The sequence below is a fragment of the Roseomonas sp. KE2513 genome (assembly GCF_016107305.1).
Taxonomy (GTDB): Bacteria; Pseudomonadota; Alphaproteobacteria; order Acetobacterales; family Acetobacteraceae; genus Roseomonas.
Genome location: NZ_RCVR01000013.1, coordinates 76,358 through 100,587, shown reverse-complemented (window position 1 = coordinate 100,587; position 24,230 = coordinate 76,358). Strand labels below are relative to the sequence as shown.

23 protein-coding genes and 1 tRNA gene are annotated in these 24,230 nt (G+C 69.4%); 9 read left to right on the top strand and 15 right to left on the bottom strand.

All coding sequences use genetic code 11. The features are described 5' to 3' along the window. The 4 genes from greA to carA form a co-directional block, all read right to left on the bottom strand. Positions 1-474, bottom strand: coding sequence for a transcription elongation factor GreA (greA, locus tag D9599_RS14910; protein ID WP_198382031.1), 474 nt, complete (start codon positions 472-474; stop codon positions 1-3). 215 nt (positions 475-689) lie between these two features. Beyond that, positions 690-3,938 (bottom strand): carbamoyl-phosphate synthase large subunit, encoded by a 3,249-nt coding sequence (gene carB / locus D9599_RS14905; RefSeq protein ID WP_198382029.1) that lies wholly within the window; start codon positions 3,936-3,938, stop codon positions 690-692. A gap of 71 nt (positions 3,939-4,009) precedes the next feature. Then, positions 4,010-4,258: a hypothetical protein gene (locus D9599_RS14900; protein WP_198382024.1), complete on the bottom strand. Its 249-nt coding sequence runs from the start codon at positions 4,256-4,258 to the stop codon at positions 4,010-4,012. Positions 4,259-4,291: 33 nt separating this feature from the next. After that, positions 4,292-5,683: a glutamine-hydrolyzing carbamoyl-phosphate synthase small subunit gene (carA, locus tag D9599_RS14895; protein WP_198382022.1), complete on the bottom strand. Its 1,392-nt coding sequence runs from the start codon at positions 5,681-5,683 to the stop codon at positions 4,292-4,294. A gap of 154 nt (positions 5,684-5,837) precedes the next feature. Here carA and D9599_RS14890 point away from each other — a divergent pair, with 154 nt between their 5' ends. From D9599_RS14890 to D9599_RS14875, 4 genes are all read left to right on the top strand, one after another. Further along, positions 5,838-6,296 carry a GatB/YqeY domain-containing protein gene (locus D9599_RS14890; RefSeq protein WP_198382018.1) on the top strand — a complete coding sequence of 153 codons (459 nt, stop codon included), beginning with the start codon at positions 5,838-5,840 and terminating at the stop codon, positions 6,294-6,296. Between the two features lie 44 nt (positions 6,297-6,340). Further along, positions 6,341-8,236, top strand: coding sequence for a DNA primase (gene dnaG, locus D9599_RS14885; RefSeq protein ID WP_198382017.1), 1,896 nt, complete (start codon positions 6,341-6,343; stop codon positions 8,234-8,236). A gap of 73 nt (positions 8,237-8,309) precedes the next feature. Then, complete coding sequence (gene rpoD, locus D9599_RS14880) at positions 8,310-10,247, top strand: RNA polymerase sigma factor RpoD (protein WP_198382016.1); 1,938 nt, start codon at positions 8,310-8,312, stop codon at positions 10,245-10,247. Between the two features lie 8 nt (positions 10,248-10,255). After that, positions 10,256-10,807, top strand: coding sequence for a GNAT family N-acetyltransferase (locus tag D9599_RS14875; protein ID WP_198382015.1), 552 nt, complete (start codon positions 10,256-10,258; stop codon positions 10,805-10,807). Positions 10,808-10,822: 15 nt separating this feature from the next. Here D9599_RS14875 and D9599_RS14870 read toward each other — a convergent pair whose 3' ends face one another. Both D9599_RS14870 and ppa read right to left on the bottom strand, forming a co-directional pair. Continuing rightward, entirely contained in the window at positions 10,823-11,125 is a 303-nt protein-coding gene (locus tag D9599_RS14870) for a hypothetical protein (RefSeq protein ID WP_198382014.1), read from the bottom strand. A 219-nt stretch (positions 11,126-11,344) separates the two neighbouring features. Next, complete coding sequence (ppa, locus tag D9599_RS14865) at positions 11,345-11,872, bottom strand: inorganic diphosphatase (RefSeq protein WP_198382013.1); 528 nt, start codon at positions 11,870-11,872, stop codon at positions 11,345-11,347. 184 nt (positions 11,873-12,056) lie between these two features. Here ppa and D9599_RS14860 point away from each other — a divergent pair, with 184 nt between their 5' ends. Both D9599_RS14860 and D9599_RS14855 read left to right on the top strand, forming a co-directional pair. Next, positions 12,057-13,283, top strand: coding sequence for a homoserine O-acetyltransferase (locus tag D9599_RS14860; RefSeq protein ID WP_198382012.1), 1,227 nt, complete (start codon positions 12,057-12,059; stop codon positions 13,281-13,283). Positions 13,284-13,308: 25 nt separating this feature from the next. Beyond that, a tRNA-Ile gene (locus D9599_RS14855) sits at positions 13,309-13,381 on the top strand. 8 nt (positions 13,382-13,389) lie between these two features. Here the strand turns inward: D9599_RS14855 and D9599_RS14850 are convergent. Both D9599_RS14850 and D9599_RS14845 read right to left on the bottom strand, forming a co-directional pair. Continuing rightward, positions 13,390-15,936, bottom strand: coding sequence for an AsmA family protein (locus D9599_RS14850; RefSeq protein ID WP_198382011.1), 2,547 nt, complete (start codon positions 15,934-15,936; stop codon positions 13,390-13,392). Between the two features lies 1 nt (position 15,937). Further along, entirely contained in the window at positions 15,938-16,912 is a 975-nt protein-coding gene (locus tag D9599_RS14845) for an RluA family pseudouridine synthase (RefSeq protein ID WP_198382010.1), read from the bottom strand. A gap of 182 nt (positions 16,913-17,094) precedes the next feature. On the opposite strand from D9599_RS14845, the gene D9599_RS14840 reads away from it, so the two are divergent. Next, positions 17,095-17,562 carry a DUF4440 domain-containing protein gene (locus tag D9599_RS14840; protein ID WP_198382009.1) on the top strand — a complete coding sequence of 156 codons (468 nt, stop codon included), beginning with the start codon at positions 17,095-17,097 and terminating at the stop codon, positions 17,560-17,562. A 1-nt stretch (position 17,563) separates the two neighbouring features. Here the strand turns inward: D9599_RS14840 and D9599_RS14835 are convergent, their stop codons facing one another. From D9599_RS14835 to D9599_RS14825, 3 genes are read right to left on the bottom strand one after another with little or no spacing between them, the layout of a single operon-like run. Next, the gene (locus tag D9599_RS14835) at positions 17,564-18,163 is read right to left on the bottom strand and encodes a DUF938 domain-containing protein (protein WP_198382008.1); all 600 of its coding nucleotides are present in this window, start codon (positions 18,161-18,163) and stop codon (positions 17,564-17,566) included. Next, the gene (gene crcB, locus D9599_RS14830; RefSeq protein WP_198382007.1) at positions 18,160-18,549 is read right to left on the bottom strand and encodes a fluoride efflux transporter CrcB; all 390 of its coding nucleotides are present in this window, start codon (positions 18,547-18,549) and stop codon (positions 18,160-18,162) included. The genes D9599_RS14835 and crcB overlap by 4 nt, the downstream gene beginning before the upstream one ends. Further along, positions 18,546-19,910, bottom strand: a complete 1,365-nt coding sequence (locus D9599_RS14825; RefSeq protein WP_198382145.1) for a replication-associated recombination protein A — start codon at positions 19,908-19,910, stop codon at positions 18,546-18,548. The genes crcB and D9599_RS14825 overlap by 4 nt, the downstream gene beginning before the upstream one ends. Before the next feature lie 85 nt (positions 19,911-19,995). Between D9599_RS14825 and D9599_RS14820 the strand changes: the two genes are divergently transcribed. After that, the gene (locus D9599_RS14820; protein ID WP_198382006.1) at positions 19,996-20,988 is read left to right on the top strand and encodes a tripartite tricarboxylate transporter substrate binding protein; all 993 of its coding nucleotides are present in this window, start codon (positions 19,996-19,998) and stop codon (positions 20,986-20,988) included. 10 nt (positions 20,989-20,998) lie between these two features. Here the strand turns inward: D9599_RS14820 and D9599_RS14815 are convergent, their stop codons facing one another. The 4 genes from D9599_RS14815 to D9599_RS14800 form a co-directional block, all read right to left on the bottom strand. Next, entirely contained in the window at positions 20,999-21,418 is a 420-nt protein-coding gene (locus tag D9599_RS14815; protein ID WP_198382005.1) for a hypothetical protein, read from the bottom strand. A gap of 24 nt (positions 21,419-21,442) precedes the next feature. Continuing rightward, on the bottom strand, positions 21,443-22,444 hold the full coding sequence (gene moaA, locus D9599_RS14810) for a GTP 3',8-cyclase MoaA (protein ID WP_198382004.1): 1,002 nt from the start codon (positions 22,442-22,444) through the stop codon (positions 21,443-21,445). Between the two features lie 88 nt (positions 22,445-22,532). Then, the gene (locus tag D9599_RS14805; RefSeq protein WP_309228634.1) at positions 22,533-23,288 is read right to left on the bottom strand and encodes a sulfite exporter TauE/SafE family protein; all 756 of its coding nucleotides are present in this window, start codon (positions 23,286-23,288) and stop codon (positions 22,533-22,535) included. Further along, positions 23,285-23,479 carry a DUF3553 domain-containing protein gene (locus tag D9599_RS14800; protein ID WP_198382003.1) on the bottom strand — a complete coding sequence of 65 codons (195 nt, stop codon included), beginning with the start codon at positions 23,477-23,479 and terminating at the stop codon, positions 23,285-23,287. Before D9599_RS14800 ends, D9599_RS14805 begins: the two co-directional genes overlap by 4 nt. Positions 23,480-23,604: 125 nt before the next feature. Between D9599_RS14800 and D9599_RS14795 the strand changes: the two genes are divergently transcribed. Continuing rightward, on the top strand, positions 23,605-24,222 hold the full coding sequence (locus tag D9599_RS14795; protein ID WP_198382002.1) for a histidine phosphotransferase family protein: 618 nt from the start codon (positions 23,605-23,607) through the stop codon (positions 24,220-24,222). Positions 24,223-24,230 lie beyond the last annotated feature (8 nt).

Genomic DNA, 24,230 nt, shown 5'->3' with positions numbered 1-24,230 from the left:
CTAGCTGTAGGAGACGGCGGTGATCTCGACGGAGCGCGCGCCGCCCGGGGCGGGCACCTCGACGCTGTCGCCGACCTTTCGCCCGATCAAGGCGCGGGCTAGCGGGGAGGAGATGGAGATCGACCCGTTCTTCATGTCGGCTTCGTAGGCGCCGATGATCCGGTAGGTCTTCTCCTCCTCCGTCTCTTCGTCGACGATCGTGACCTTCGCCCCGAAGCGGACCTGATCGCCCGAGAGGCGCGAGACGTCGATGACCTCCACGGAGGGGATGACGGTCTCGAGGTCTGCGATGCGGCCCTCAATGAAGGACTGCTTCTCGCGGGCCGCGTGATACTCGGCGTTCTCCGAGAGATCGCCATGCGCGCGAGCCTCCGCAATCGCCCGGATCACGGCCGGCCGCTCCTCCGCACGGAGGACACGGAGCTCATCCTCAAGGCGCGCAAGCCCTTCGGCGGTCATCGGGAACTTCTGCACGGGCGGTGATCCCCCCAATTGCGACACGGACTCACGAGCGCCACCCGGCGCGCCCGCGAAGAGCACCGGATGGCCGAAGATGCGGCCGCCGCGCGGCCCCCGGGCCAAGCCCGGGAATTGCGCGGCGGGTAAAACGCTTTGGGGCGGGCGCCGGCCTTCCCAATCATGGGAAATCACCGGACCCGCCCCATTCGATGCAGACCCTCGCGGACCCGCTACGAGAACGAAGGCCGAAAATACGCCTGCAACGGCGCCACATCAAGGGTTCCGGCCCGGAGTGCCGCGATGGCGTGCACCGCCGCCCGCGCTCCGGCCACCGTCGTGTAGTGCGGAACCCCCTGCGTCAGGGCGCCGCGCCGGATGTCGAAGCTGTCGCTGACCGACCGTCCGCCGCCCGTTGTGTTGATCACAAGCTGAATGTCACCGGACTTGATGGCGTCCACGCAGTGGGGCCGCCCCTCCAGTACCTTGTTCACCACGCGAACGGCCAAGCCCGCCTCACGTAGCCGGACCGCGGTACCGCGGGTGGCCAGCAGGTCGAAGCCCATCTCCGACAGTCGCCGGGCGAGTGAGACGGCGTGCGCCTTGTCCGAATCCTTGACTGAGACGAAGGCCGTGCCTCCCTCCGGCAGTTTCACTCCCGCGCCCATCTGGGACTTGAGGAAGGCCCGCTCGAAGGAGAGGTCGAGGCCCATCACCTCGCCGGTGGACTTCATCTCCGGCCCGAGCAGCACGTCCACGCCAGGGAAGCGGTTGAAGGGGAAGACCGCCTCCTTCACCGCCACGTGGCGCGAGATGGTGGTGTCGTCGAGGTTGAACTCGGCCAGCTTGGCGCCAGCCATCACCCGCGCGCCGATCTTGGCCACGGGGATGCCGGTGGCCTTGGCCACGAAGGGCACGGTGCGGCTGGCGCGCGGGTTGACCTCGAGGACGAAGATCTCCCCGTCCTTCACCGCGTACTGCACGTTCATCAGCCCGCGCACCTTGAGGGCGCGCGCCATTGCCTCAGTCTCGGCCTTCAGCTCCGTCACGATGGAGGGCGGCAGGGAGTAGGGTGGCAGCGAGCAGGCGCTGTCGCCCGAATGGATCCCCGCCTCCTCGATGTGCTCCATCACCCCCGCGACATAGACCTCGCCGGCCTCGTCGGCGATGCAGTCCACATCCACCTCGATCGCGTCCTGCAGGTACTGGTCGATGAGGATCGGGTTCTCGCCCGAGACCTTCACCGCCTCCTTACCGAAGCGAAGAAGCTGCTCGTGGTTGTGGGCGATCTCCATCGCCCGCCCGCCCAGCACGTAGGAGGGGCGCACCACCACAGGGTAGCCGATGCGCTCCACCTCGCGCTCCGCCTCCTCAAGGTTGCGGGCGATGCCGTTCTGCGGCTGCTTCAGGCCGAGGCCCTTCAGCAGCTGCTGGAAGCGCTCACGGTCCTCGGCGATGTCGATGGCCTCTGCGGAGGTGCCGAGAATGGGGATGCCCGCCTTGTCCAGCGCCTGGGAGAGCTTGAGCGGCGTCTGCCCACCATACTGCACGATACAGCCGAGGACGGTTCCCCGCTCCTGCTCCTTGCGGATGAGGGCGATCACGTCCTCCTCCGTCAGCGGCTCGAAGTAGAGGCGGTCCGAGGTGTCGTAGTCGGTCGAGACCGTCTCCGGGTTGCAGTTGACCATGATCGTCTCGAAGCCGGCCTCGCGCAGGGCGTAGGCGGCATGGACGCAGCAGTAGTCGAACTCGATGCCCTGGCCGATCCGGTTCGGCCCGCCGCCGAGGATCACCACCTTCTTCCGGTCGGTCGGATCGCTCTCGCAAACGGGCGCCCCGAACCCGCCCTCATAGGTCGAGTACATGTAGGGCGTGCCCGAAGCGAACTCGGCCGCGCAGGTGTCGATCCGCTTATAGACCGGCTTCACCCCGAGCCGAGCGCGGCGCGCCTCCACCTCCGGCGCCTGAAGCCCCGTGAGCTTCGCCAGGCGCTTGTCGGAGAAGCCCAGCGCCTTGAGCTTGCGCATGCCGCTGGCATCGGTTGGCAGCCCGTCCCGGATCACCCCGGCCTCGGCGGCCACGATCTTCTCGATCTCCCGCAGGAACCAGGGGTCGAACTTGCAGGCCGCATGGATCGCCTCGACGTCCAGCCCGGCCCGGAAGGCCTGGGCCACCGTCAGCATCCGGTCGGGCGTGGGCGTCGCGAGGGCCGCGATATAGGCCTCGGGCGAGCCGTCTCCGGGAACGGGGATGTCGTCCAGGCCGGAGAAGCCCGTCTCCAGGCTGCGAAGCCCCTTCTGCAGCGCCTCGGGGAAGGAGCGGCCGATGGCCATCGCCTCGCCGACCGACTTCATGCTGGTGGTCAGAGTGTTCGGCGTGCCCGGGAACTTCTCGAAGGTGAAGCGCGGGATCTTCACGACCACGTAGTCAATGGTCGGCTCGAAGGCCGCCGGCGTGGTGCCCGTGATGTCGTTCGCCAGCTCGTCCAGCGTGTAGCCGACCGCCAGCTTCGCCGCGACCTTGGCGATGGGGAAGCCCGTCGCCTTGGAGGCCAGCGCCGAGGACCGCGACACGCGCGGGTTCATCTCGATCACCACCATGCGCCCGTCGGCGGGGTTGATGCCGAACTGCACGTTCGAGCCGCCGGTATCGACGCCGATCTCGCGCAGGCACGCGATCGAGGCGTCGCGCATCCGCTGGTATTCCTTGTCCGTCAGCGTCAGCGCGGGCGCGATGGTCACGGAATCGCCGGTGTGGACGCCCATCGGGTCGAGGTTCTCGATGGAGCAGACGATGATGCAGTTGTCCGCGCTATCGCGGACCACCTCCATCTCGAACTCCTTCCAGCCGAGCACGCTCTCCTCGATCAGCACCTCGGTCGTCATCGACGCATCGAGGCCGGAGGCGACGATCTGCTCGAATTCCTCGCGATTATAGGCGATGCCGCCGCCCGTGCCGCCGAGGGTGAAGGAGGGCCGGATGACGCAGGGCAGCTTCACCAGCTCCAGCCCGGCGCGCGCCTCCTCCATCGTGTGGGCGATGTGGCTGCGCGGGCTCTCAATGCCGATCTTCGTCATGGCATCGCGGAACTTCAGCCGGTCCTCGGCCTTGTCGATCACCTCGGCCTTGGCGCCGATCAGCTCGCAGCCATACTTCGCGAGAGCCCCGGAAGCGTCGAGCTTCAGCGCGGTGTTTAGCGCAGTCTGCCCGCCCATGGTCGGCAGGATGGCGTCCGGCCGCTCCTTGGCGATGATCTTCTCCACCACCTCGGGCGTGATCGGCTCGACATAGGTGGCGTCCGCCAGTTCCGGGTCGGTCATGATGGTGGCGGGGTTGGAGTTCACCAGGATCACCCGGTAGCCCTCGGCACGCAGCGCCTTGCAGGCCTGGGCGCCGGAATAGTCGAACTCGCAGGCCTGGCCGATGATGATCGGCCCGGCGCCGATGATCATGATGGACTTGATGTCGGTGCGCTTCGGCATGGCTCAGGCCCCCTGGGGCAAGGATGGAAGGTGTGCGCCGTGGGCGGCGCTGGGATCGGAAGGGCGCTGCGTCATCGCGCGCGCCCGAGGAACGGCTTCAGGATGAGGAACAGCAGCAGGTGCACCCCGGCCCAGAGCGCCGCGGCCACCGCGCGCCCCGTCTCAAACCCTTCGCCCGAAAAGAACACCACGCCGCCGAGCGCGAGGAAGGAAATTGCCACCCCGCCCGTCCAGGCGCGGTCCCGCGGCTGCCCGACGCGGGTCAGTGCCCACCAAGCGAGCAGCGAGAGCGGCAGGGCGAGGAACAGCAGCCGTATCACGGGTGCTTCTCCCTGAGGGCGAGGGTCGGCACGCTATCCCGCCTTCGCCATCATCCCGGTGAAGCGATGGAACAGGTAATGGCTGTCGCTCGGGCCGGGCGAGGCCTCCGGGTGGTACTGCACGGAGAAGGCCCGCTTCGCCTCGCAGGAGATGCCCTCGTTGGAGCCATCGAAGAGGCTCACATGCGTTACCTTAACGCCCTCGGGCAACGACTTGTCGTCCACCGCGAAGCCGTGGTTCTGCGAGGTGATCTCCACCCGGCCTGTGGCGAGATCCTTCACCGGCTGGTTCGCGCCCCGGTGCCCGCGGTCGAGCTTGTAGGTCTTCGCGCCAAGGGCGAGGGCCAGCAGCTGGTGCCCGAGGCAGATGCCGAAAACCGGCTTGCCGGCCTCGAGCACGCCCTGGATGGCCGGCACCGCGTACCCCGCCGTCGCGGCCGGGTCGCCGGGGCCGTTGGAGAGGAAGACCCCATCCGGCGCGTGGCGCAGGATCTCCTCGGCGGTGGCGGTGGCAGGCACCACGGTCACCTCGCAGCCGGCATCGGCCAGGCAGCGCAGGATGTTCCGCTTCGCCCCGTAATCGACGGCCACCACCTTGTGCTTCGGCGCCGTCTGCTTCCCGTAGCCCTCGCCCCAGGCCCAGAGGCTCTCGTCCCAGGAGTAGGACTGGCGGCAGGAGACCTCCTTCGCGAGGTCCATCCCCTCCAGCCCTGGCCAGCCCGCGGCCTCGGCCCTGAGCGCGGCGAGGTCGAACACCCCGTCCGGCGCATGGCAGATCACCCCGTTCGGCGGCCCTCCGTCGCGGATCATCACCGTCAGCGCCCGCGTATCGACGCCGGAGATGCCTGGCATGCCGTGGCTCTTGAGCCAGTCGTCCAGGTGGCGCGTCGCGCGGTAATTGGAGGGCTCGGTGAGATCGGCCTTCACGACCAGCCCGAGGGCGGCCGCCGTCGTTGCCTCCACATCCTCTGCGTTGGCGCCGACATTGCCGATGTGGGGGAAGGTGAAGGTGATGATCTGCCCGGCATAGGAGGGGTCGGTCAGCGTCTCCTGATAGCCGGTCATGCCGGTGTTGAAGCAGACCTCGCCCACGCGCTTGCCCGCGGCGCCGAAGCCGCGCCCCCAGAACACCGCGCCGTTCCCGAGGACGAGGCAGGCGGTCGCCCCCTCGGGCACCGCATCGGCCGTCCGGTTCGGGGCAGGGGTCATCGTGGGCTCCTGGGTGGAAGATATCGTGTGATCAGTTTCGGCGCGTGGGAGATCCTCCAGCGCCAACCCGGTGGCGGCGAGCACCGCTGGCCAGTGGCGTGGCGGAATGGCGCGTGCCTGCCGCCACTTGCGGATGGCTTCAGTGCCAACGCCGCAATGGGCCGCGGCGGCGCTGGCGCCGCCCATGAGGGTCAGGATCTGCTCGACCGTCCGCATCAGCTAGATATGTGGGAAAGAACTTCCCAATGGAAGGGGAAATGCGGTCGAGCATTGGGAAACCACTTCCCATTCCTTCGCGGTATCACGGCTGGGGCAGACGTGCGCCGCGTTCCCCTCTAAACCGCGCCCCCTTGTCAGATGGAGACCCGAGATGAGCCTGCGCGCCCGCTTCACTGAGGAAATGAAGGCCTCCATGCGCGCTGGGGACAGCGCCCGCACCTCCACGATCCGTATGATTTTGGCCAAGCTAAAGGACGCCGACATCGCCGCCCGCCCCTCAGGCGTGGAGGCAATCCCGGACGAGGCCGTTACCTCTCTCCTCCGTGGAATGGTGAAGTCCCGCCGCGAATCGGTGGAGATGTATCGCCAGGGCAGCCGCGAAGAACTCGCCGCCAAGGAGGAGGCCGAGATCGCCGTGATCGAGTCCTTCCTGCCACAGCAGATGGACGACGCCGCCATGCAGGCCGCCGTGAAGGAGGCCGTCGCCGAGACCGGTGCGACCTCGATCAAGGAGATGGGCAAGGTCATGGCTGCCCTGAAGGCAAAACACGCGGCGGTGCTGGACATGGCTAAGGCCGGTCCGATGGTGAAGACCGCGCTCGGCGGCTGAGAACTCTACTTCTAAGGCCGTCAAATCGGTAAAGAGGGGGTAGGATGGCTCTCCCCCCCAGCTTTCTCGACGAGCTTCGCGCCCGTACGCCTCTTGCGCCTCTCATCGGCCGCCGGGTCCGGCTGACCCGCAACGGCCGCCAGTGGAAAGGCTGCTGCCCCTTCCACAACGAGAAGACTCCCTCCTTCTACGTCTATGACGACCATTATCACTGCTTCGGCTGCGGCCAGCACGGCGACGCCATCGGCTTCACCATGCAGACCGAAGGCCTGCAGTTCCGCGAGGCCATTGAGCGCCTCGCGGGCGAGGCCGGGCTGGAAGTCCCCCGCGAGAGCCCGCGGCAGGTCGCGCGCGAGGCCCGCGCGAAGGACATTCACGAGGTTCTCCAGGCGGCCTGCGAGGCCATGCAGCGCCGTCTGCACGGTGCGGAGGGCCGGCCGGCGCTCGATTACCTCCGCCGCCGCGGCCTGACCGACGGGACCATCGCCCGCTTCGGCCTCGGCTGGTCCGGCGGGGGCCGCGGCGCGCTGGCCGCAGACCTTGCGCCGCTGGGGATCGAGCCCCGGCAACTGGCGGAGGCCGGTCTCACCAAACCCGCGGAGGGGCGGGAAGGGGCCTTCAACGACTTCTTCTACAACCGCGTCATGTTCCCTATCCGGGACCGCCGAGGCCGGATCGTCTCCTTTGGCGGCCGCATCCTCGGGGACGGCCAGCCGAAATACCTGAACGGCCCCGAGACCGACGTCTTCTCCAAGCGCCGCACCCTCTATGGCCTGGACATGGCGCGGGAGGCCGTCTTCCGCGGGAAGGCGCGGCTGATCGTCGCCGAGGGCTACATGGACGTGATCGCCCTCCATCAGGCGGGCTTCGAGGGCGCCATCGCCCCCCTCGGCACGGCGCTGACGCCCGAGCAGATGGAGGAGATCTGGCGCGTCACGCCCGAGCCGGTCCTCTGCCTCGATGGCGATGCCGCCGGCCTTCGCGCCGCCGCGCGCGCGAGCGAGATGGTCCTTCCCCTGATCGGCACCGAGCGCACGCTGCACTTCGCGACCTTGCCACTCGGCCAGGATCCGGACGACCTCATCGGGAAGAAGGGCGCCGCCGGCTTCGAGGCCGTGCTCGCCGCCGCAAGACCCCTCTCGACCGCCCTCTACGACCTCATGTCCGAGGGGAGGGCGCTCGGCACGCCGGAAGGCCGCGCCGCGTTTCGCAACGACCTGGCCGCCGCGGCCGGGCGTATCTCCGACAAATCCCTCGCGGCCGAGTACCGCAAGGCCCTGCTGGACCGCTTTTTCGAGAGCGCGCGACCGCAGCGCCCCGCGCGCCAGCCCTTCACGCCCGGCCCCCGTAAGGGCGGCGCCCCCTTCCGGCCGCCCCCGCGCCTTCCTCCCCGCGCCGCGCCCAAGGCGGGACACGCGCGAGTGGAGCAGGCTCGATGCCTGCTGGCCATCACCCTCGCCCATCCCTGGCTGCTCGACGAGGTGGAGGAGGCCTTCGCCCTGCTCGACCTTCCCCACGGCCACCCCTCGGCACTCCAGGCCGGCCTGCTGGCGTGGCATGCAGGACGCGCCCTCACGGATGTGTCAGAAGCCGATGGTGCTTCGCTTGACTCTGCTGATTTGGTTGACCACTTGAATGAGACCGGCCTGGAGGAGGCCCGGGCCTGGGTCATGGGCGCGACCGGCCTCCCGAGGGAGGCGAGCCCCGATGCCCAGCCCGCGGAAGCCCTCGACGGCTGGTGGCACTTCTTCGGCTTCCTTCGGGGTGAGGGCGCGCTGGTCGAGGATCTGGAGGCGGCAGGACGCGATCTGGTGGCGGCGAACGACGCCGCTGCGCAGGCACGCGTGATCCGCCTGAGCCAGGCCCTCTCCGCTCTTCGCCGCGGCGAGACGGGGTTGGAGGCGGGGCTGGAGAGCGGCGTCGGCAGCGCCTCTCCATAGTATAGAGACCTTTTTTCCTCCGGCGGCGGCCGCACCCGCTGCCCGGAGGGCATATCCGTGGCGGGAGACGAGCATGGCGACCAAGGTGGCGAACGGCACGGAGACGACGGAGCACCGCGACGACGCAGTCGAAGGTGCGATGCTCGACAGCCTCCTGGCCTCCGTCAAGAAGCTGATGGCGAAGGGCAAGGAGCGTGGGTACATCACCTACGACGAGTTCAACGCCGCGCTCCCTCAGGGCCAGGTTTCCTCGGAGCAGATCGAGGACACGATGGCGCTCTTCTCCGAGATGGGGATCAACCTCGTCGAGGCCGAGGAGAGCGCGGACGACGACGCCGAGAAGAAGGTTGCGCCCAAGGCCGAGGGCGAGGAAGGCGACGAGGAGAAGGAAAAGTCCGAGGACGAGGAGTCCGGCGGCAACGTGGACGAGGAATCCCTCGGCCGCACCGACGATCCCGTCCGCATGTATCTCCGCGAGATGGGCAGCGTGGAGCTGCTCTCGCGAGAGGGCGAGATCGCCATCGCCAAGCGGATCGAGGCTGGCCGCGACATGATGATCGGCGGGCTCTGTGAGAGCCCGCTCACCTTCCGTGCCATCGTCGGCTGGCACGAGGCCGTGCGCGACGGGAAGATGCTGCTGCGCGACGTCATCGACCTCGAGGCCACCAACAACGCCGACATGCCCGACGGCCCGCCGCCGGAGGCCGAGGAGTTCGAAGAAGGCGAGGAGGGCGAGGGTGTCGGCCTCTCCCTATCTGCCCTCGAGGAGAAGTTGAAGCCCGAGGCGCTGGCCGCCTTCGAGGCGATCGAGGCCGGCTACGCCAAGCTCGAGAAGATGTCCGCCAAGCGGATGGACACCTACACCTCTGGCGGCGAACTCGCCGGCCGCTCGGAGAAGTCCTACGAAAAGCAGCGCCTTGAGATCGTGGCGCTCGTGCAGAAGGTGCACCTGCACAACAATCGGATCGAGGAGTTGGTCGACCAGATCAAGGGCCTCTACCGCCGCCTCGTCGGCCTTGAGGGCCAGGTGCTGCGCCTGGCGGAAAGCCACAAGGTCAAGCGTGCCGAGTTCCTTGAGCATTGGGCCGGCGCCGAGATGGATCCCGCCTGGTTCGACCGCATTGCGAAGCTCAAGGGCAAGGGCTGGCAGGCCTTCGTCGCCAACTCGCGCGAGGACGCGGAGAACATCCGCGCCGAGATCGGCAAGGTCGCGGCGCTCACCGGCCTGCCGGTGGGCGAGTACAAGCGCGTCTACGCCACGGTGTCCCGCGGTGAGCGCGACATGACCCAGGCGAAGAAGGAGATGATCGAGGCCAACCTCCGCCTCGTGATCTCCATCGCCAAGAAGTACACCAACCGTGGCCTGCAGTTCCTGGACCTCATCCAGGAGGGCAATATCGGCCTGATGAAGGCGGTCGATAAGTTCGAGTACCGCCGCGGCTACAAGTTCTCCACCTACGCCACCTGGTGGATCCGGCAGGCGATCACGCGTTCGATCGCGGACCAGGCGCGGACCATCCGCATCCCCGTCCATATGATCGAGACGATCAACAAGCTCGTCCGCACCTCGCGCCAGATGTTGCACGAGATCGGGCGCGAGCCGCAGCCGGAGGAGTTGGCCGAGAAGCTCGGCATGCCGCTGGAGAAGGTCCGCAAGGTTCTCAAGATCGCCAAGGAGCCGATCTCCCTCGAGACGCCGATCGGCGACGAGGAGGACAGCCACCTCGGCGACTTCATCGAGGACAAGGCCGCCATCATCCCGCTGGACGCCGCCATCCAATCCAACCTGCGTGAGGCGACCACGCGCGTCCTCTCCAACCTTACCCCGCGCGAGGAACGTGTCCTGCGAATGCGCTTCGGCATCGGCATGAACACCGACCACACGCTGGAGGAGGTCGGGCAGCAGTTCAACGTGACGCGCGAGCGCATCCGGCAGATCGAGGCCAAGGCGCTGCGCAAGCTCAAGCATCCGACCCGCAGCCGCAAGCTGCGCTCTTTCCTCGACAACTAAGCGCCGGAATGTCCACGACCCCCGTCCAGGTCGAGGTCACCTTCCTCCGCATGGAGCGTCCGCCGGCCGATCGGCCGGCGGCGCTTCCTGCCGAAACCTTCGTGCTGCCGGTGCCGGACTGTACCGTCGGCTTCTACCGCTACCTTTATGACGGCGTTGGCCGGAACCATTGCTGGTGGCTCCGCCGCACCCTGCCCGATGCCCGCATCGCCGCCATCCTCCGGGACCCGGCGACCTCGATTCAGGTTCTCTACCGCAACGGGGAGCCCGCGGGCTTCCACGAGATCGAGCGCCGCTGGGACGGCACGACCAACCTCTCCTATTTCGGCCTCATGCCGCACGCGATCGGCCAGGGTCTGGGCCGCGCCTTCCTGCGTCACGCGATCGATGCCGCCTGGTCGGGCCCTTGCTCGCTACTGACGGTGAACACCTGCACCGCGGACCATCCTCGCGCCCTGCCGAATTATCTCTCGGCTGGGTTCCGCGTGATCCGGCGGGTGCGCGAGGAATGGCCCGTGCCCGACAACCTAGGACTTCGGCTGCCGCTGCGCGCCGGATAGGCGCGGTCCGCGGGATTAGTGCTCCCGCGCGAACTCCTCCACCACACTGAAGCCGCGCGTGGCGACCGCGATGAAGTGCACCCAGAGCGACTGGGAGAGCGCCTGCACATCCTTGTCGCGCGCCGCCCGCTCGCTCGCGAGGGAATAGGCTGACATCCATTCCCGCATGGCGAAGTTATCGCGGGCTGGCCCGGTCAGGCCCTGGGCCTCGCTCATGTTGATGATGCGCGAGGCCACCACCCTCCGGCCCCACCGCGTCCGCTGGTCCGGCGTCAGCTGGTCCCAGGCCAGGGCCGCCTCCAGGTCAGCGGCTTTCATCGCGCTCCTCCCCGATCCGTCTCCCGCTCGCGCAACAGCGAGGCGCCGTCACGAAGAGCAATTTACGGTCGCTGGAACGCGCTTGTCCCGCGGGCAACCCTGGGCCTGACGGGCTTGTGTCCGGAGCCGATGCGGCGCGGGGGGCCTCGTCGCGCTGCTGCCACAGCCGGGTGGAGAATGGATGCCCCGCCCTGGTGCAGGGCGGGGCGATGCCGGCTGCTACTTAGCCGCGGCGGCCGCAATACCCTGCTGGATCAGCTCCGCCGCCTTCTCGACCGAACCCCAGCCCGTGATCTTCACCCACTTCCCCGGCTCCAGATCCTTGTAGCGGGCGAAGAAATGCTCGATCTGCTGGCGCGTGATCTTCGGCAGGTCGTCGCAGCTGCGGATGTCGGAGAAATAGGGGTGCAGCTTGTCGTGCGGCACGCAGACGATCTTCTCGTCCTGCCCCGCCTCGTCTTCCATCAGCAGCACGCCGATGGGCCGGCAGCGGATGACGCAGCCCGGCACCACGGCGGCGGGGATCAGCACCAGCGCGTCGGTCGGGTCGCCGTCATCAGCGATGGTGCCGGGGATGAAACCGTAGGCCGCCGGGTAGTTCATGGGGGTGAAGAGGAAGCGGTCCACCACCACCGCGCCGCTGTCCTTATCCAGCTCGTACTTCACCGAGGAGCCCTCGGGGATTTCGATGACCACGTTGATGTCGTGCGGCGGGGCCTTGCCGCTGGGGATCAGGCTCGGGTTCATTCGGGCGGTGGTCCTGGCTCTCGTGGCCCCGGCCGGGGGCGGCCGAGGCGCATCGCCGCGGAATGCGACGAAATGTCGCGGCGGCTCTAGCAGCGCGGGCCCCGACCGGCAATTCGCCCGCTTGCGGGGCGCCCGCTCCCTCGCCAGCATGGCGCAGCCGAAACGGGAAAACGAGGGGAACGCCATGCCACAACGAGAGATCGCCCGCCGCGCGTTGCTGGCCGCGCCCCTGCTCGCGGCCCCGCTCGCCGCGCCTGCCCTGTTTGCCCCCCGCCATGCGCAGGCTCAGCAAGCGGCCGCCCAGCCGCTGATCGTCCGCAAGCAGGTCTTCGAGGCCGGCGAGTACCGCACCCGCGGCGGGGGCGTCGTGCCCAATGCGCGAATCGGGTACCAGACTGCAGGCACCCTCAACGCCGCCGGCGACAACGCTGTGCTCATCACCCATTTCTTCTCGGCTAACAGCCACGCCTTCGGCCGCTTCTCGCCAACGGGTCCCGCCGGGTACTGGGACAACATCGTCGGCCCGGGCAAGGCAATCGATACGGACCGCTTCTTCGTTATCTCCTCCGACACGCTGGTGAATCTGAACCTCAACGACGCCGCCACTACCAGTACCGGCCCGGCCACCATCGATCCCTCCACCGGCCGCCCCTTCGGCATGACCTTCCCGGTGGTTTCCATGCGGGACTTCATCGAGGTGCAGAAGCGCCTCCTCGACAGCCTCGGCGTGAAACGCCTCGCCCTCGTCGCCGGCCCCTCCATGGGCGCGTTGCAGGCCATCGAGTGGGCCTGCGCCTATCCGGAGATGATCGACCGCGTCATGCCCTCGGTCGTCACCGGGGAGTTCGACGCCTTCCTCCTCGGCTGGATGGAGATCTGGGAGGTTCCGATCCGCATGGACCCCAACTGGCGCAACGGCGACTACTACGGGGCCGGGCGCGAGCCCCCCGTACGGGGCCTCTCGGAGGCGCTGAAGATCGTCACGCTCCAGGCCCGGGACCGCGGCAGCCTGACGCAGTTCGGCCGCCGCGCCGTCGAGGGCCAGGATCCCGCCAAGCGGATCGGCGATAGCTTCGCGGTGGAGCGCTTCCTCGACGAGGCCGCAACCGCCCGCGCCAAGACCGCTGATGCGAACGCCTTCATCTATCTCACCCGTGCCAATCAGCTCTTCCTGAACGAGTATCAGGACAGCGCTGAGGCCCTCTCCCGCAGCAAGGCGAGTTGGCTCGTCCTGCCGGCTCCGGGGGACCGCATCTTCCCCATCGCCTATGGTCGTGATCTCGGCGAGACGCTCCGCAAGGCCGGCCGGCCTGTAACGGTCTTCGAACTGGAGGGCGGCCTCGGCCATCTGGAGGGTGTCGCGAGCATGAACAAGGCCGAAGGCGCGATCCGCACCTTCCTCGGGACCTAAGGCTGATCTAAGGATCGCGCGGGGAGGGCCGGTAGCTCAACGGTTAGAGCTGGCCGCTCATAACGGCTTGGTTGCGGGTTCGATTCCTGCCCGGCCCATCCCCCCTCTATCGCCCGAGCAGTCCCCGCAACAGGTCCTGAACCCGTGGCTCGCGTGCCCGGGGCGCCGGTGCCACGGGGGCGACGCCCACCGCTGGCGCTTCACCCCGCGCGACGGCGAGCTGCGCCGCGCAGTCCGGCGCGGCCGCCGCTGCCCCGCGCCCGCCGAGCAACCCTTCCGCCAGGGCTCCCAAGGCCGCGGTATCCGCGTCGTCCGAGCGTCGTGCCAGCCCGCCCAGCACCCCGGCCGCCGCGGCGGCGGCCGCATTCGGATCCACCGAGAAGCGCGGCGCGCTGAAACGGCCGGTCACCCCCAGCGGCGTCGTGATCGAGAGGTCTCCTACCCGCACCACAGGCCGAAGGCGGAAGGCCAGGGTCTCGTCACCGAGATTGGCCGCGCCTGCCCCGGTGGTGCTCGCCACCCGCGTCTCCAGCAACAGGGCGCGCGACTGCGCCACCCCACCGGAGAGGTCGAAGCGCAGCGCGAGGCAGCGCAACTCCGTCGCGCCTCCCAGCGCCTCGCCGGGTATCACGCCGCGCAGTGCGACCGTAGCGCCGGCCAGCAGCCGCTGGTCAATGTGCCCGCCCGTCATCGCCAGGCCGACATGGCCGGAAAGGCTCGCCGCCAGAGCGCGCGTTCCTGCCCCCTGGCCTGCCAGGGAAAGGTCCAGGGCCGCCGGTCCGGATACGGGCGATGAAAGGCCTAGCGCCCGGAACAGCGGCCCTGCATCAACGCCACCCTCACCGCTGCGCAGCGCGAGGGAAAGGCGCGGCACCGCTCCGTCCGCCTCTAGGGAGAAGGTTCCGGCAACCGGCCCGCCTGGGGTCATCGCGGAGAACCGCTCCCCCGCCAGCTTCCGGCCGCCGAGCACCGCGCGCAACGAGACATCACGCCAATCGGCGCCGCCGGACCGCAGCAGGGCGACCGTCGCCTCCGCATCGAGGTTGAACCCGGCATTCCGCACCGCCGAGAGATCAACGGGCTGATCGGGGATCACTCGCCCGTTCGGCCGCGCGGCCGCCGGAGCGGTGGAGGGCGGTGCCTCCGGCGTCGCTGGTGCGGAGGCCGGATTCGCCGCGGGAGCCGGGGCTGGCGGCTGAACCCTAAGCGCGTCCACGTCTACCCGCTCCATCGCGGCGCGCAGCAGCCCGCTCGGCACAGGCCCCACCCGCCAGCCGAAGCTCGCCCGCCCCGCTGCCTCGCGGGAGGCGAGAACGAACTCCTGGAGGTCTACGCCATCCCCCAGCACATGCGCCCGGCCGTCAAACGCCGCCTCGTGCAGGCCCGGCAACCCGGCGATGCCGGCGCGCTGCCCCAGCGCACGTAGGTCCGGCACCCGCAACGCGAAGGCCCAGTCTGTTCCTGCCAGCGTGCGCCCCGGCGCGAGCGCCCCCTGCACGGTCCCAGCCACCCCCTCGCCCTCGAGGCTGATCGCCAGCGGCCCCGCTCCGTCCGCCAGCACCTTCCCGAGCGTGGGGCCCTGCACACCAAAATTCACTGCCAGCCCGCCGCTGCGTAGCGACCCGCCGAGCGTAACCGGCGCCTCCGGGGAGGCCGCCGTGAACTGGAGCGGTCCGGCGGTGATCTCCCGGCTCCCGGCGCGCAGCGCCACCTCGTTCAGCGAGGCGTGCAGCGAGCGCAGCCCCGCGCCCGCCTCCGTTTCGACCACGAGGGAGAGGCCGCGTGCCTCGGGCAGCGCCACGCCCGGCAGGGCGGGCGCCAGCCGCGCCGCCGTGTCCGCCGTCGCCGCTACGCGCGCGCGCCAGGCTCCGCGGAAGGGAAGCGACAGGCTGCCGTTCGTCTCCGCGTTCAGGCCGGGCGCGGAAAGCCCCAGCCGGAACGGCCACTCCGAGGCCGCCTCCCCCAGCAGCGCCGCGAGCGGCCCCGACGTGCCGTTCGCCGTCGCCGTGACGCCGCGCGCCACCACCTCTCCCTCCGCGAGGATCCCACTCTCGGAACCGCGCAGCAGGAGGCGGGGCAACTCTAATACCTCCTCGCGGCCACCGGCACGCCAAGTGACCCGGCCAGCTTCGACCGCGACGGTCGCCACATCCAGGTCCAAGGGGCGCGGCGGTGGCGTGGCAGAGGTTGGAGCGGGGGCGGTCTCCGGCTTCGCGGCTCGCGCGAACTGCCAGTTGCCGTGCCCTTCCGCATCCACCTCCAGCAGCAGGTCCGCGCCGACAATGGTCAGCTTACGCACCTCCACCCGGCGCGACAGGAGCGGCAGGAGTGCCACCTCCGCCTCGATCCGTCGAGCGCGCAGCATGTCCGGCCGGGAGCCGCCGGGGGCATTCGACAGCACAGGTCCATCGAGCGTGATCGCCGGCACCAGCGAGGCCCGCAGCCCCACGGGGCCGGAGAGACTGAACTCCCGCCCTGTCGCGCTCCGCACCGCCGCCTCCACCCGGGGCCGGACGGCGTCGGAATTCAGCAGCAGGAGTAGTGCCCCATAGCCCGCCATTAGCAGGGCCAGCAGGACCACGAGCAGCCAGACCAGCCAGGGTCGCATCCGGCGGCGCGCGGGCCGCGGAGCCGATGCCTCAGCGAGCGCCATCTCAGCGCACCCGCTTCGGCGGCGGCGTGCGCGGCCGATCGAAACCAAGGAACTCGAAGCTCTCCTTCATGTGCGGCGGCAGCGGTGCCGAGACTGAGAGCGTGCCGCCCTCGGGATGTGGCACCTCGATTGTCCGAGCGTGCAGGTGCAGCAGTCCCGACATACCCTCCAGATGCGCGGCCGCCCCGCCATACTTGCCATCGCCAAGAATCGGGCATTTCAATGCGGCCGCCGCATGAACGCGCAGCTGGTGCGTGCGCCCGGTCAGCGGGTTCATCTCCAGCCAGGAGACGTGCTTGCGGGCATTATCCACCACGCGGAAGTCCGTGATGGCAGCGGCGCCGTCCTCTCCCTCTTCGGCCGGCGCTGTGCGTTCCCCGCGGGAGCCGCCCTGCCGGGCAAGAGGCATGTTGATCCGTCCGGCCAGCGGGTGCGGCCGCCCCACCACCAGCGCCCAGTAGGTTTTGTGCGCGTCCCGTCCGCGGAAGGCGGCCGCCAGGCGTGACGCCGCCGCTGCGCTCCGCGCCAGCAGCAACACGCCGGAGGTGTCCCGGTCCAGCCGGTGCACGAGCTTCGGCCGTTCCTCATGCCCGAAGCGCAGCGCGTCCAGCATGCCGTCGAGGTGCCGCGTGATGCTCGGGCCGCCCTGCACCGGCAGGCCGTGTGGCTTGTCGAGCGCGATGACGGAATCGTCGCGGTAGATCACCATCCGTTCCAGCATCGCCGCGTCGCGCTCGGACACCGCGGGGCGCACGGGCTCGGGGGAGGGGGCCTCGGGCATCGGCGGCACCCGGATCTCCTGCCCCGGCTGCAGGCGCGTACCCGTCTCCGCCCGCTTGCCGTCCACCCGTACCTGGCCAGTGCGCAGCATCTTCTGCAACGCGCCCTGGGTAAGGTTGGGGTGGTGGCGACGGAACCAGCGGTCCAGCCGCAGGTCGGCCTCATCGGGGAGAACGGTGCGAAGGGTGATGCTCATGCTGGGCAGCGTGTAGCACCCGGGCGAGCCTCCCATGCACCCCGGCGCTTCGCAGGTTCGGTCAAATCCCGCGAGACCGGGACAGGCACTCGGTTGGCAGCTTGGCTTAGCCGCGCCGCGGGGGCTTGCACGCCATCCGGGCTCGTTCTCAAACAGCGAGGCGACGACGCGAGGAACGCCCCATGACCGTGCAGGCCCGAGCCCCCATTCACCCGGAGGACCTCGCCCTCGTTCAGGACTGGTTCCGCAAGCTGGCCGAGCACGTCCGGGCCGTGGACTTCGCCCCCGCCCGGCCCCTCTTCGCCGAGGATTTCATCGCCTTCGGCACCTACAACGATTTCGTCAGCGGCCGCGACCACGCCGAGAACAACCAGTGGCGCAAGGTCTGGCCCACCATCGACGGCTTCACCTGGCGCCTCGACGGCGTGCAGGCCGTCGTCTCGCCGGACCGCCGCCATGCCACCGGGATGGCCGTGTGGGACTCCACCGGCTACCGCGAGGACGGTACCCCCTTCGACCGGCTCGGCCGCGCCACCGTCACCTTCGCGCGCGAGACGGTCGGCGACCCGTGGGTCGCCACCCACACCCATATGTCGCTTTTCCGGGGCACGCCCGATGTGTCGCACGGCCGGAAGCCCTCACGCAGCTGAACTAGCCGCGGGTGAATCTCAGCATGAGGTTGTTCGCCGGCATCTCCCGTAGTTCGGGTTCCCCGAACCCCTCGGACGCGGCCAGTGCGGCCACGGCCTCAAGGTCCCGCACGCCCCAGGCGGGGTCGCGCGAGCGCAGGTCCGCGTCGAAACCCGCGTTGCTCGGGGCGGTGTGCGCGCCGCCCCTCCGATAGGGACCGTAGAGGATCAGCGGCGCTCCGGACGCTAGCCGCGCCGCCGCGCCGCGCATCAGGCCCTCTGCTGCCGACCAGGGCGCAATGTGAATCATGTTGATGCAGAGCACGGCATCCACCGCGTCCACCGGCCATTTCGCCGCGGTCACATCCAGCCTCAGGGCGGGGCGGATATTTGCCGCGCCCGCCGCCCAGGCGTTAACGCTCGCGAGCGCCGCCGGATCGGGGTCGCTCGGCTGGAAGACCAGCCGCGGCAGCGCCGCCGCGAAATGCGCTGCGTGCTCGCCGGTTCCGCTCGCAACCTCCAGCACCAGGCCTTCCGACGGCAGCCATTCCCGCAGCACTGCCAGGATTGGTTCGCGGTTCCGCGCCGCCGCGGGCGCGTGCCGGCGTGCGTCCTCGCTCATGCCGCGCGCTGTCCCAGCAGCCAACCTAGTGTGAAGGCCCCGAGCCCGCCCGCGATCGTCACGCCGAGATAGAGCGCGGCGAGGGCAGGGGAGCGCTGGAACAACGCCCCCGTATCCAGCGAGAAAGCCGAGAAGGTGGTGAAGCCGCCCAGGACTCCCGTCACCAGGAAGAGCCGCAACTCGGGTGCCAGCGCTGCGCCCGCGGCCATCGCGCCCCCGATCACGCCAATCACCAAGCTGCCGATTACGTTCACCGTCAATGTGCCCCAGGGGAACTCCGCGCCGAAATGCCGCAGCGCCAACACCCCCACGAGGTACCGAAGCACCGAGCCGACCGCACCCCCCGCCGCTACGCAGAGCACCGGCACCGCTGAAAGCGGGTTCACCGGCCGCCTTCCCGGATCTCTTCCCGCAGGGCTTCGAGCCGTTCCAGATGCCGCGCGACCCGCGCTTCCGCGCCCCGCTCGGTTGGGCGGTAGAGCCGCAGCCGCTCCATGCCGTCCGGAAAGTAGTTGGCGCCGGAGAAGCCCTCCTCCGTGTCGTGGTCGTAGGCGTAGTCCCGTCCATAGCCGAGGCTCTTCATAAGCTTCGTCGGCGCATTGAGGATGTTCGCGGGCGGCATCAGGCTCCCTGTCTCGGCAGCGGCCGCCTGCGCCGCCTTCCAGGCAGCATAAGCGGCGTTGGACTTCGGTGCCGCGGCCAGGTGGAGCACCAACTGCGCCAGCGCCAGCTCCCCCTCCGGGCTGCCCAGCCGCTCGTAGCTTTCCCAGGCCGCCAGGGCGAGGTTCAGGGAGGACGGATCCGCCGCCCCCACGTCCTCCGAAGCGAAACGCAGCAAACGTCGGGCGATGTAGCGCGCGTCCTCGCCCCCCTTGATCATCCGCGCGAACCAGTAGAGCGCGGCATCGGGGTCCGAGCCTCTCAGGGACTTATGAAGGGCGGAGATGAGGTTGTAGTGCTCCTCCCGATCCTTGTCGTAGAGCGCGGCCCGGCGCGCGAGCAGCGAGGAAAGGCCCGCCACATCCAGCGGCCGCGTTCCAACGGGTAGGGCCTGCAACTGCTCCGCCATGTTCAGCAGGTAGCGCCCGTCGCCATCCGCCATGGCCCGGAGCGTTGCGCGTGCGGCCTCGTCGAGCGGCAGTGGGCGCCCGCCCTCCGCCTCGGCGCGCGCGAGCAGCAATTCCAGCGCCGCATCGTCCAGCCGCTTGAGCACCATCACCTGGCAGCGCGACAGCAGCGCGCCGTTGAGCGCAAAGGAGGGGTTCTCGGTCGTTGCGCCCACCAGAACGACGGTCCCGTCCTCGACCACCGGTAGGAAGCCGTCCTGCTGCGCCCGGTTGAAGCGGTGGATCTCGTCCACGAAGAGTAGCGTCACCTGCCCGTTGGCGCGCCGCATCCGCGCCTCGTCGAAGGCGCGCTTGAGGTCGGCCACCCCCGAGAAGACCGCGGAGATGGAGACGAAGCGCAGCCCCGCCTCCTCGGCCAGGAGCCGTGCGATGGTGGTCTTGCCTACGCCGGGCGGGCCCCAGAGGATCAAGGAGGCCAACGCCCCCCGATCCAGCATCCGCCGCAGTGAGCCTTCCTCGCCGAGCAACTGATCCTGTCCTACCACCTCGGCCAGCATCCGCGGCCGCAGCCGGTCCGCCAGGGGGCGCGGCCCGGCAGATGCCGCCGCGCCGGGCTCCGGTGAGGGTGCTGGCTCGTTGGCGCCGAACAGATCCTGGGAGGCAGGGCGACGGGGAGGCATCCGCCAAGGATAGGACATGCGGTGCGGCGCTTCGATGGGCGCGAGCCGCCGATCCGGGCTAGAAACGCGAAACGGAGGAACGATCATGCCTAAGCCGACCCGCCGCGCAACCATCCAGACCTTGGGCGCCGCCATTCTCGCCCTACCGGCGCTGCACGCCCGCCCGGTCCAGGCCCAGGTGCCCTGGCCGAACCGCCCGATCCGCTTGCTCGCCCCCTATACGCCCGGCGGCGGCGTGGACACGACCGCGCGCCTCCTCGCCACCCCTATGGGCGCGGCGCTAGGCCAGCCTGTGGTGGTGGAGAACCGCCCCGGTGCCGGCGGCAGCCTCGGCGCCGGCGAGCTGGCGCGCTCGGCCCCGGACGGTAATACCATCATGGTCGATGCCCTCGCCCATGTCGTGAACCCCTTTGTCCTGCGCGGCCTGCCCTTCGACTACGCCACCGCTTTTGCTCCGATCAGCGAGGTCGTCGTCCTGCCTCAGATCCTGGTGGTGGACCCGAGCAAGGTCCCGGTCCGGACCCTCCCGGAATTCATCGCCTGGGCAAAGTCCCGTCCCAATCTCTCCTACGGTTCCTCCGGCAACGCGACGGCAGCCCATCTCGCGGCCGCGCTCTTTCTTCAGCGCGCCGGGCTCGACATCCAGCACATCCCTTACCGCGGCGGCACCGCGGCGCTGCAGGACGTAATGGGCGGCAGCATCGCTTTCGTCTTCGGTACCGTCTCCTCCTCCATCCAGCTCGTCCGCGACGGGCGGCTGACCGCGCTGGGCGTCACCACCGCTGCCCGAATCCCGCCGCTGCCGGATGTGCCGACCATCGCGGAGCAGGGCTTCCCCGGCTACGAGCTGAACGAGTGGAACGGCCTCTACGCCCCCGCTCGCACTCCCGGACCAATCATCGCGAAGCTGTTCGAGGCATCCAGGGCGGCGCTGGCCGACGAGACAGTGAAGCAGCGCCTTGAGGCGCTGGGTGCCATTCCGGTCGGCACCGATCCCGCGACCTTCGCCGCCTATGTAACCGCCCAGCGCGCGGCAATGGGCGAGATCGTGCGGAGCGCGAAGATCGAGGCCGGCTGAGCGCGCGCCCTCAGCGGCGCGGCGGGCCCAGCCGCGGCTCGGCCCGGCGGCCCGCCTCTCGGCCGCCCTCCGGCCAGGCGGGCGGCGGGGGAATGGGCGGTGTCATCCGCGGCGCGCGCTCATCCCGATAACGCTCATCGCCCAGCGAGGCCCCAGGACGCATCATCGGCTCGTCGTAGGAATCATCGGCCACGACCGCCCGGCGCCGCATCCCGGGCTCCGGCAGGCGCATCGCCAGGCTACGGATCTCCTGCTGCACCTCGTCCAGCTGAGCCTCGATCGCGTCCAGACGCGACTTCGTGCCGAAAACGCTGAAGGGCATCATTACGAAGGCCAGGACGAAGAGCAGCCCCAGCAAGAGGATGACGAGCCCGCTCCATTCCGGCAGTCCCGGGATCGCCAGCCTCGCGGCGAGTTCCGAATTCAGCACGCCGCGTCCCTCCGTCCAGTCAGGTCACCCGCCCGTCACGCTCATGTGCCGGCCGACCGAGGGGCGGGCGTCCCGCCCGATGACGAAATCATGCCCCTTCGGCTTGCGGGCAATGGCTGAGAGGATCGCGTCCCGCAACCCCGCATCGCCGATGGAAGGGTCGCGCAATGGTGCCCGCAGGTCCGCCGCGTCCTCCTGGCCGAGGCACATGTAAAGGGTGCCCGTGCAGGTCAGCCGTACCCGGTTGCAGGATTCGCAGAAATTATGAGTCATCGGCGTGATGAAGCCGAGGCGGCGCCCGGTCTCGGCCACTGTATCATATCGGGCCGGGCCGCCGGTCCGATGCTCGCTCGGCACCAGGGTCCAGCGCTCGGCAATCCGGCGCCGGATGGTCGAGAGGGAGAGATACTGGTCCGTCCGGTCGCCGGTGATCTCGCCCATCGGCATGGTCTCGATGAGCGTCAGGTCGAAGCCGTGCTCGCCGCACCAGGCGATCATGCGGTCGTACTCGTGCTCGTTCACGCCCTTGAGGGCAACCGCGTTGATCTTCACCTCGAGCCCCGCTGCCTTGGCCGCGAAGATCCCGTCCAGTGTGCTGTCGAGCTTCCCCCAACGGGTGACGGCGGCGAAGGTCTGGGGATCCAGCGTGTCCATCGACACGTTGATCCGCCGAACGCCTGCCCGGAACAGGTCGTCCGCCATCTTCGTGAGCTGGGTGCCGTTGGTGGTGACCGTCAGCTCCCGCAGCCCGACGCCGGCTTCCTTCGGTCCGATCCGGCGCCCCAGCGCCTCAAAGAGCTGGATCACCCCCCGCCGCACGAGAGGTTCGCCCCCGGTCAGCCGGATGCGCTCGACACCGAGGTCGATGAACGCGCCACAGAGGCGCTCCAGCTCCTCTAGCGTGAGCAGCTCCCGCTTCGGGAGGAAGGTCATGTCCTCCGCCATGCAGTAGACACAGCGGAGGTCGCAGCGATCCGTCACCGACACGCGGAGATAGGAGATCCGCCGGCCGAACGGATCGAGCATGGAGGGGGTACTCCGTCGGGAAAAGGTGTAGCTGGGACGTTGCCGCCTGGGATTTGGGCCGCCTACCCCGGCTTTCGCAAGGGCGTGCCTATGCCAGCAGCGCAATGGCGCCCGCCAGGACGAGCGCCCCAAAGGCGAATCGGCGGTACCAGACAGTCGGGATCACGTGGAACAGCCGGGCTCCGACCCGGACGCAGAGCACCATCAGCGGCAGCAGCACGGCGGTGCGGACCAGGGCAGTTGCGTCGATCAACCCTCCCGCCAGTGGCGCGACCACCGCGACAATTGCGATGAGCCCGAAGAAGAGGATGAGGTTGGCCCGGTGCCGCCGCGCCTCCTCAGGCCCGGAGAGAAAATAGAGGATAATGGGCGGCCCCGACATGCCCGTGGCCCCCTTCAGCAGCCCGCCGATGCCCCCGACGGCGATGTTCAGCCAGAGCGGCCTCGCCCCGCGATAGCGCCAGGGCGAGAGCAGCAGCAGCCCGAAGACGAGGACCAGCCCCCCGATCGCCCGCCGCAAGGCCAGCCCGTCTGCGTAGAGCAGCACGCCTGCTCCGAGAGGCGTGGCGATTACGGCGGCGAGCCCGATCGGCAGTACCATCGCCCGGTCCGCTTCCTTGAAGGAGCGGGGCAGGAGCTGGATGGAGACGATCAGCTCCATCAGCAGAAGTACCGGCACCCCTTCGCGAGGGCCCCAGAGCGTGGAGAGTATCGGCGCGAGCAGGATTGCCGTGCCGAATCCGGAGTAGCCCCGCATCACGCCCGCCACGACGACGCCGAGCGCGGCGAGCAGGAAGGAGGGGGTCAGTACCGCGCCGGAAAATACGTCGTTGAGGCCGCTCACCGGCCTGGGCGGCCCGGTGGCACGCCGTCGAGGATCTCGAGAACGGTTAGTCCCGTATTAATCAGCAGCTTGCCAGCGTTCTCGAAGTTGACGGTGACCCGATCTCCGATGACGGACTGCACCTGGCCGGTGCCCCAATCGGGACGAGCGGGATGCCGGACGTATTGGCCGGGCTCAAAGATACTGTTCATGTGATATCGCCGTCCGCTCCCGGTTCTGCCCAGCGGTTGCCGGGATGCGACTTCTCTGGCCGGTCGCTTTACTAGCCATCAAGCACGGGAGTGGCAAAAGCGGCACTCTCAACAGGAGCGCACGGATGAATGTGCTGTCCCTCGCACAGGACCTCAGTGCGCGTATTTGCCACGATATCGGCGGCCCCCTGGGCGCGCTGTCAGGTGCCCTCGACCTTGCGGAGGTGGAGCCTGTCGAGGCCCTCTCGGTTGCCCGGGATGGGGCCACGGCCATGCGGCTGCGGCTGCGGCTCTGGCGCGCAGTCGCCGGGGCCGGCGCCGGGCCGCTCGGCCGCAGCGGGCTCGCGGAGCTGCTCGACGGTACCCTTTCCAGCGGCCGAGTCGTGGCCGACTTGTCGGGGTTGCCGGAAGCGCCACTTCCCGCCCCCCTCGCCCAGGCCGCCCTTGCCGCCGTCATGCTCGGGAGCGAGGCGCTGCCGCGCGGCGGCACGGTCTATCTGGCGGGGGAGGCAAGCGGGCTCGCGATCTGGCCCGAGGGACGGAACGCGGCCTGGCCGCACTGCCTCACCGCCGCCCTCGCCGGTGACGAGGTCAGCGGCCCGCGGGACGTGATGGCGCCCCTGCTGCTGCATCTCGCCGCGGCGGCCGGCATGGGGCCGGCCCTTGCCATGGGCCGCGAGGGCGCGGCCGCGCCGCTGACGCTCATGCGGCAGGTGGTCGCCGCTGACGCGTCGCGCCGCTGAGCATCGGC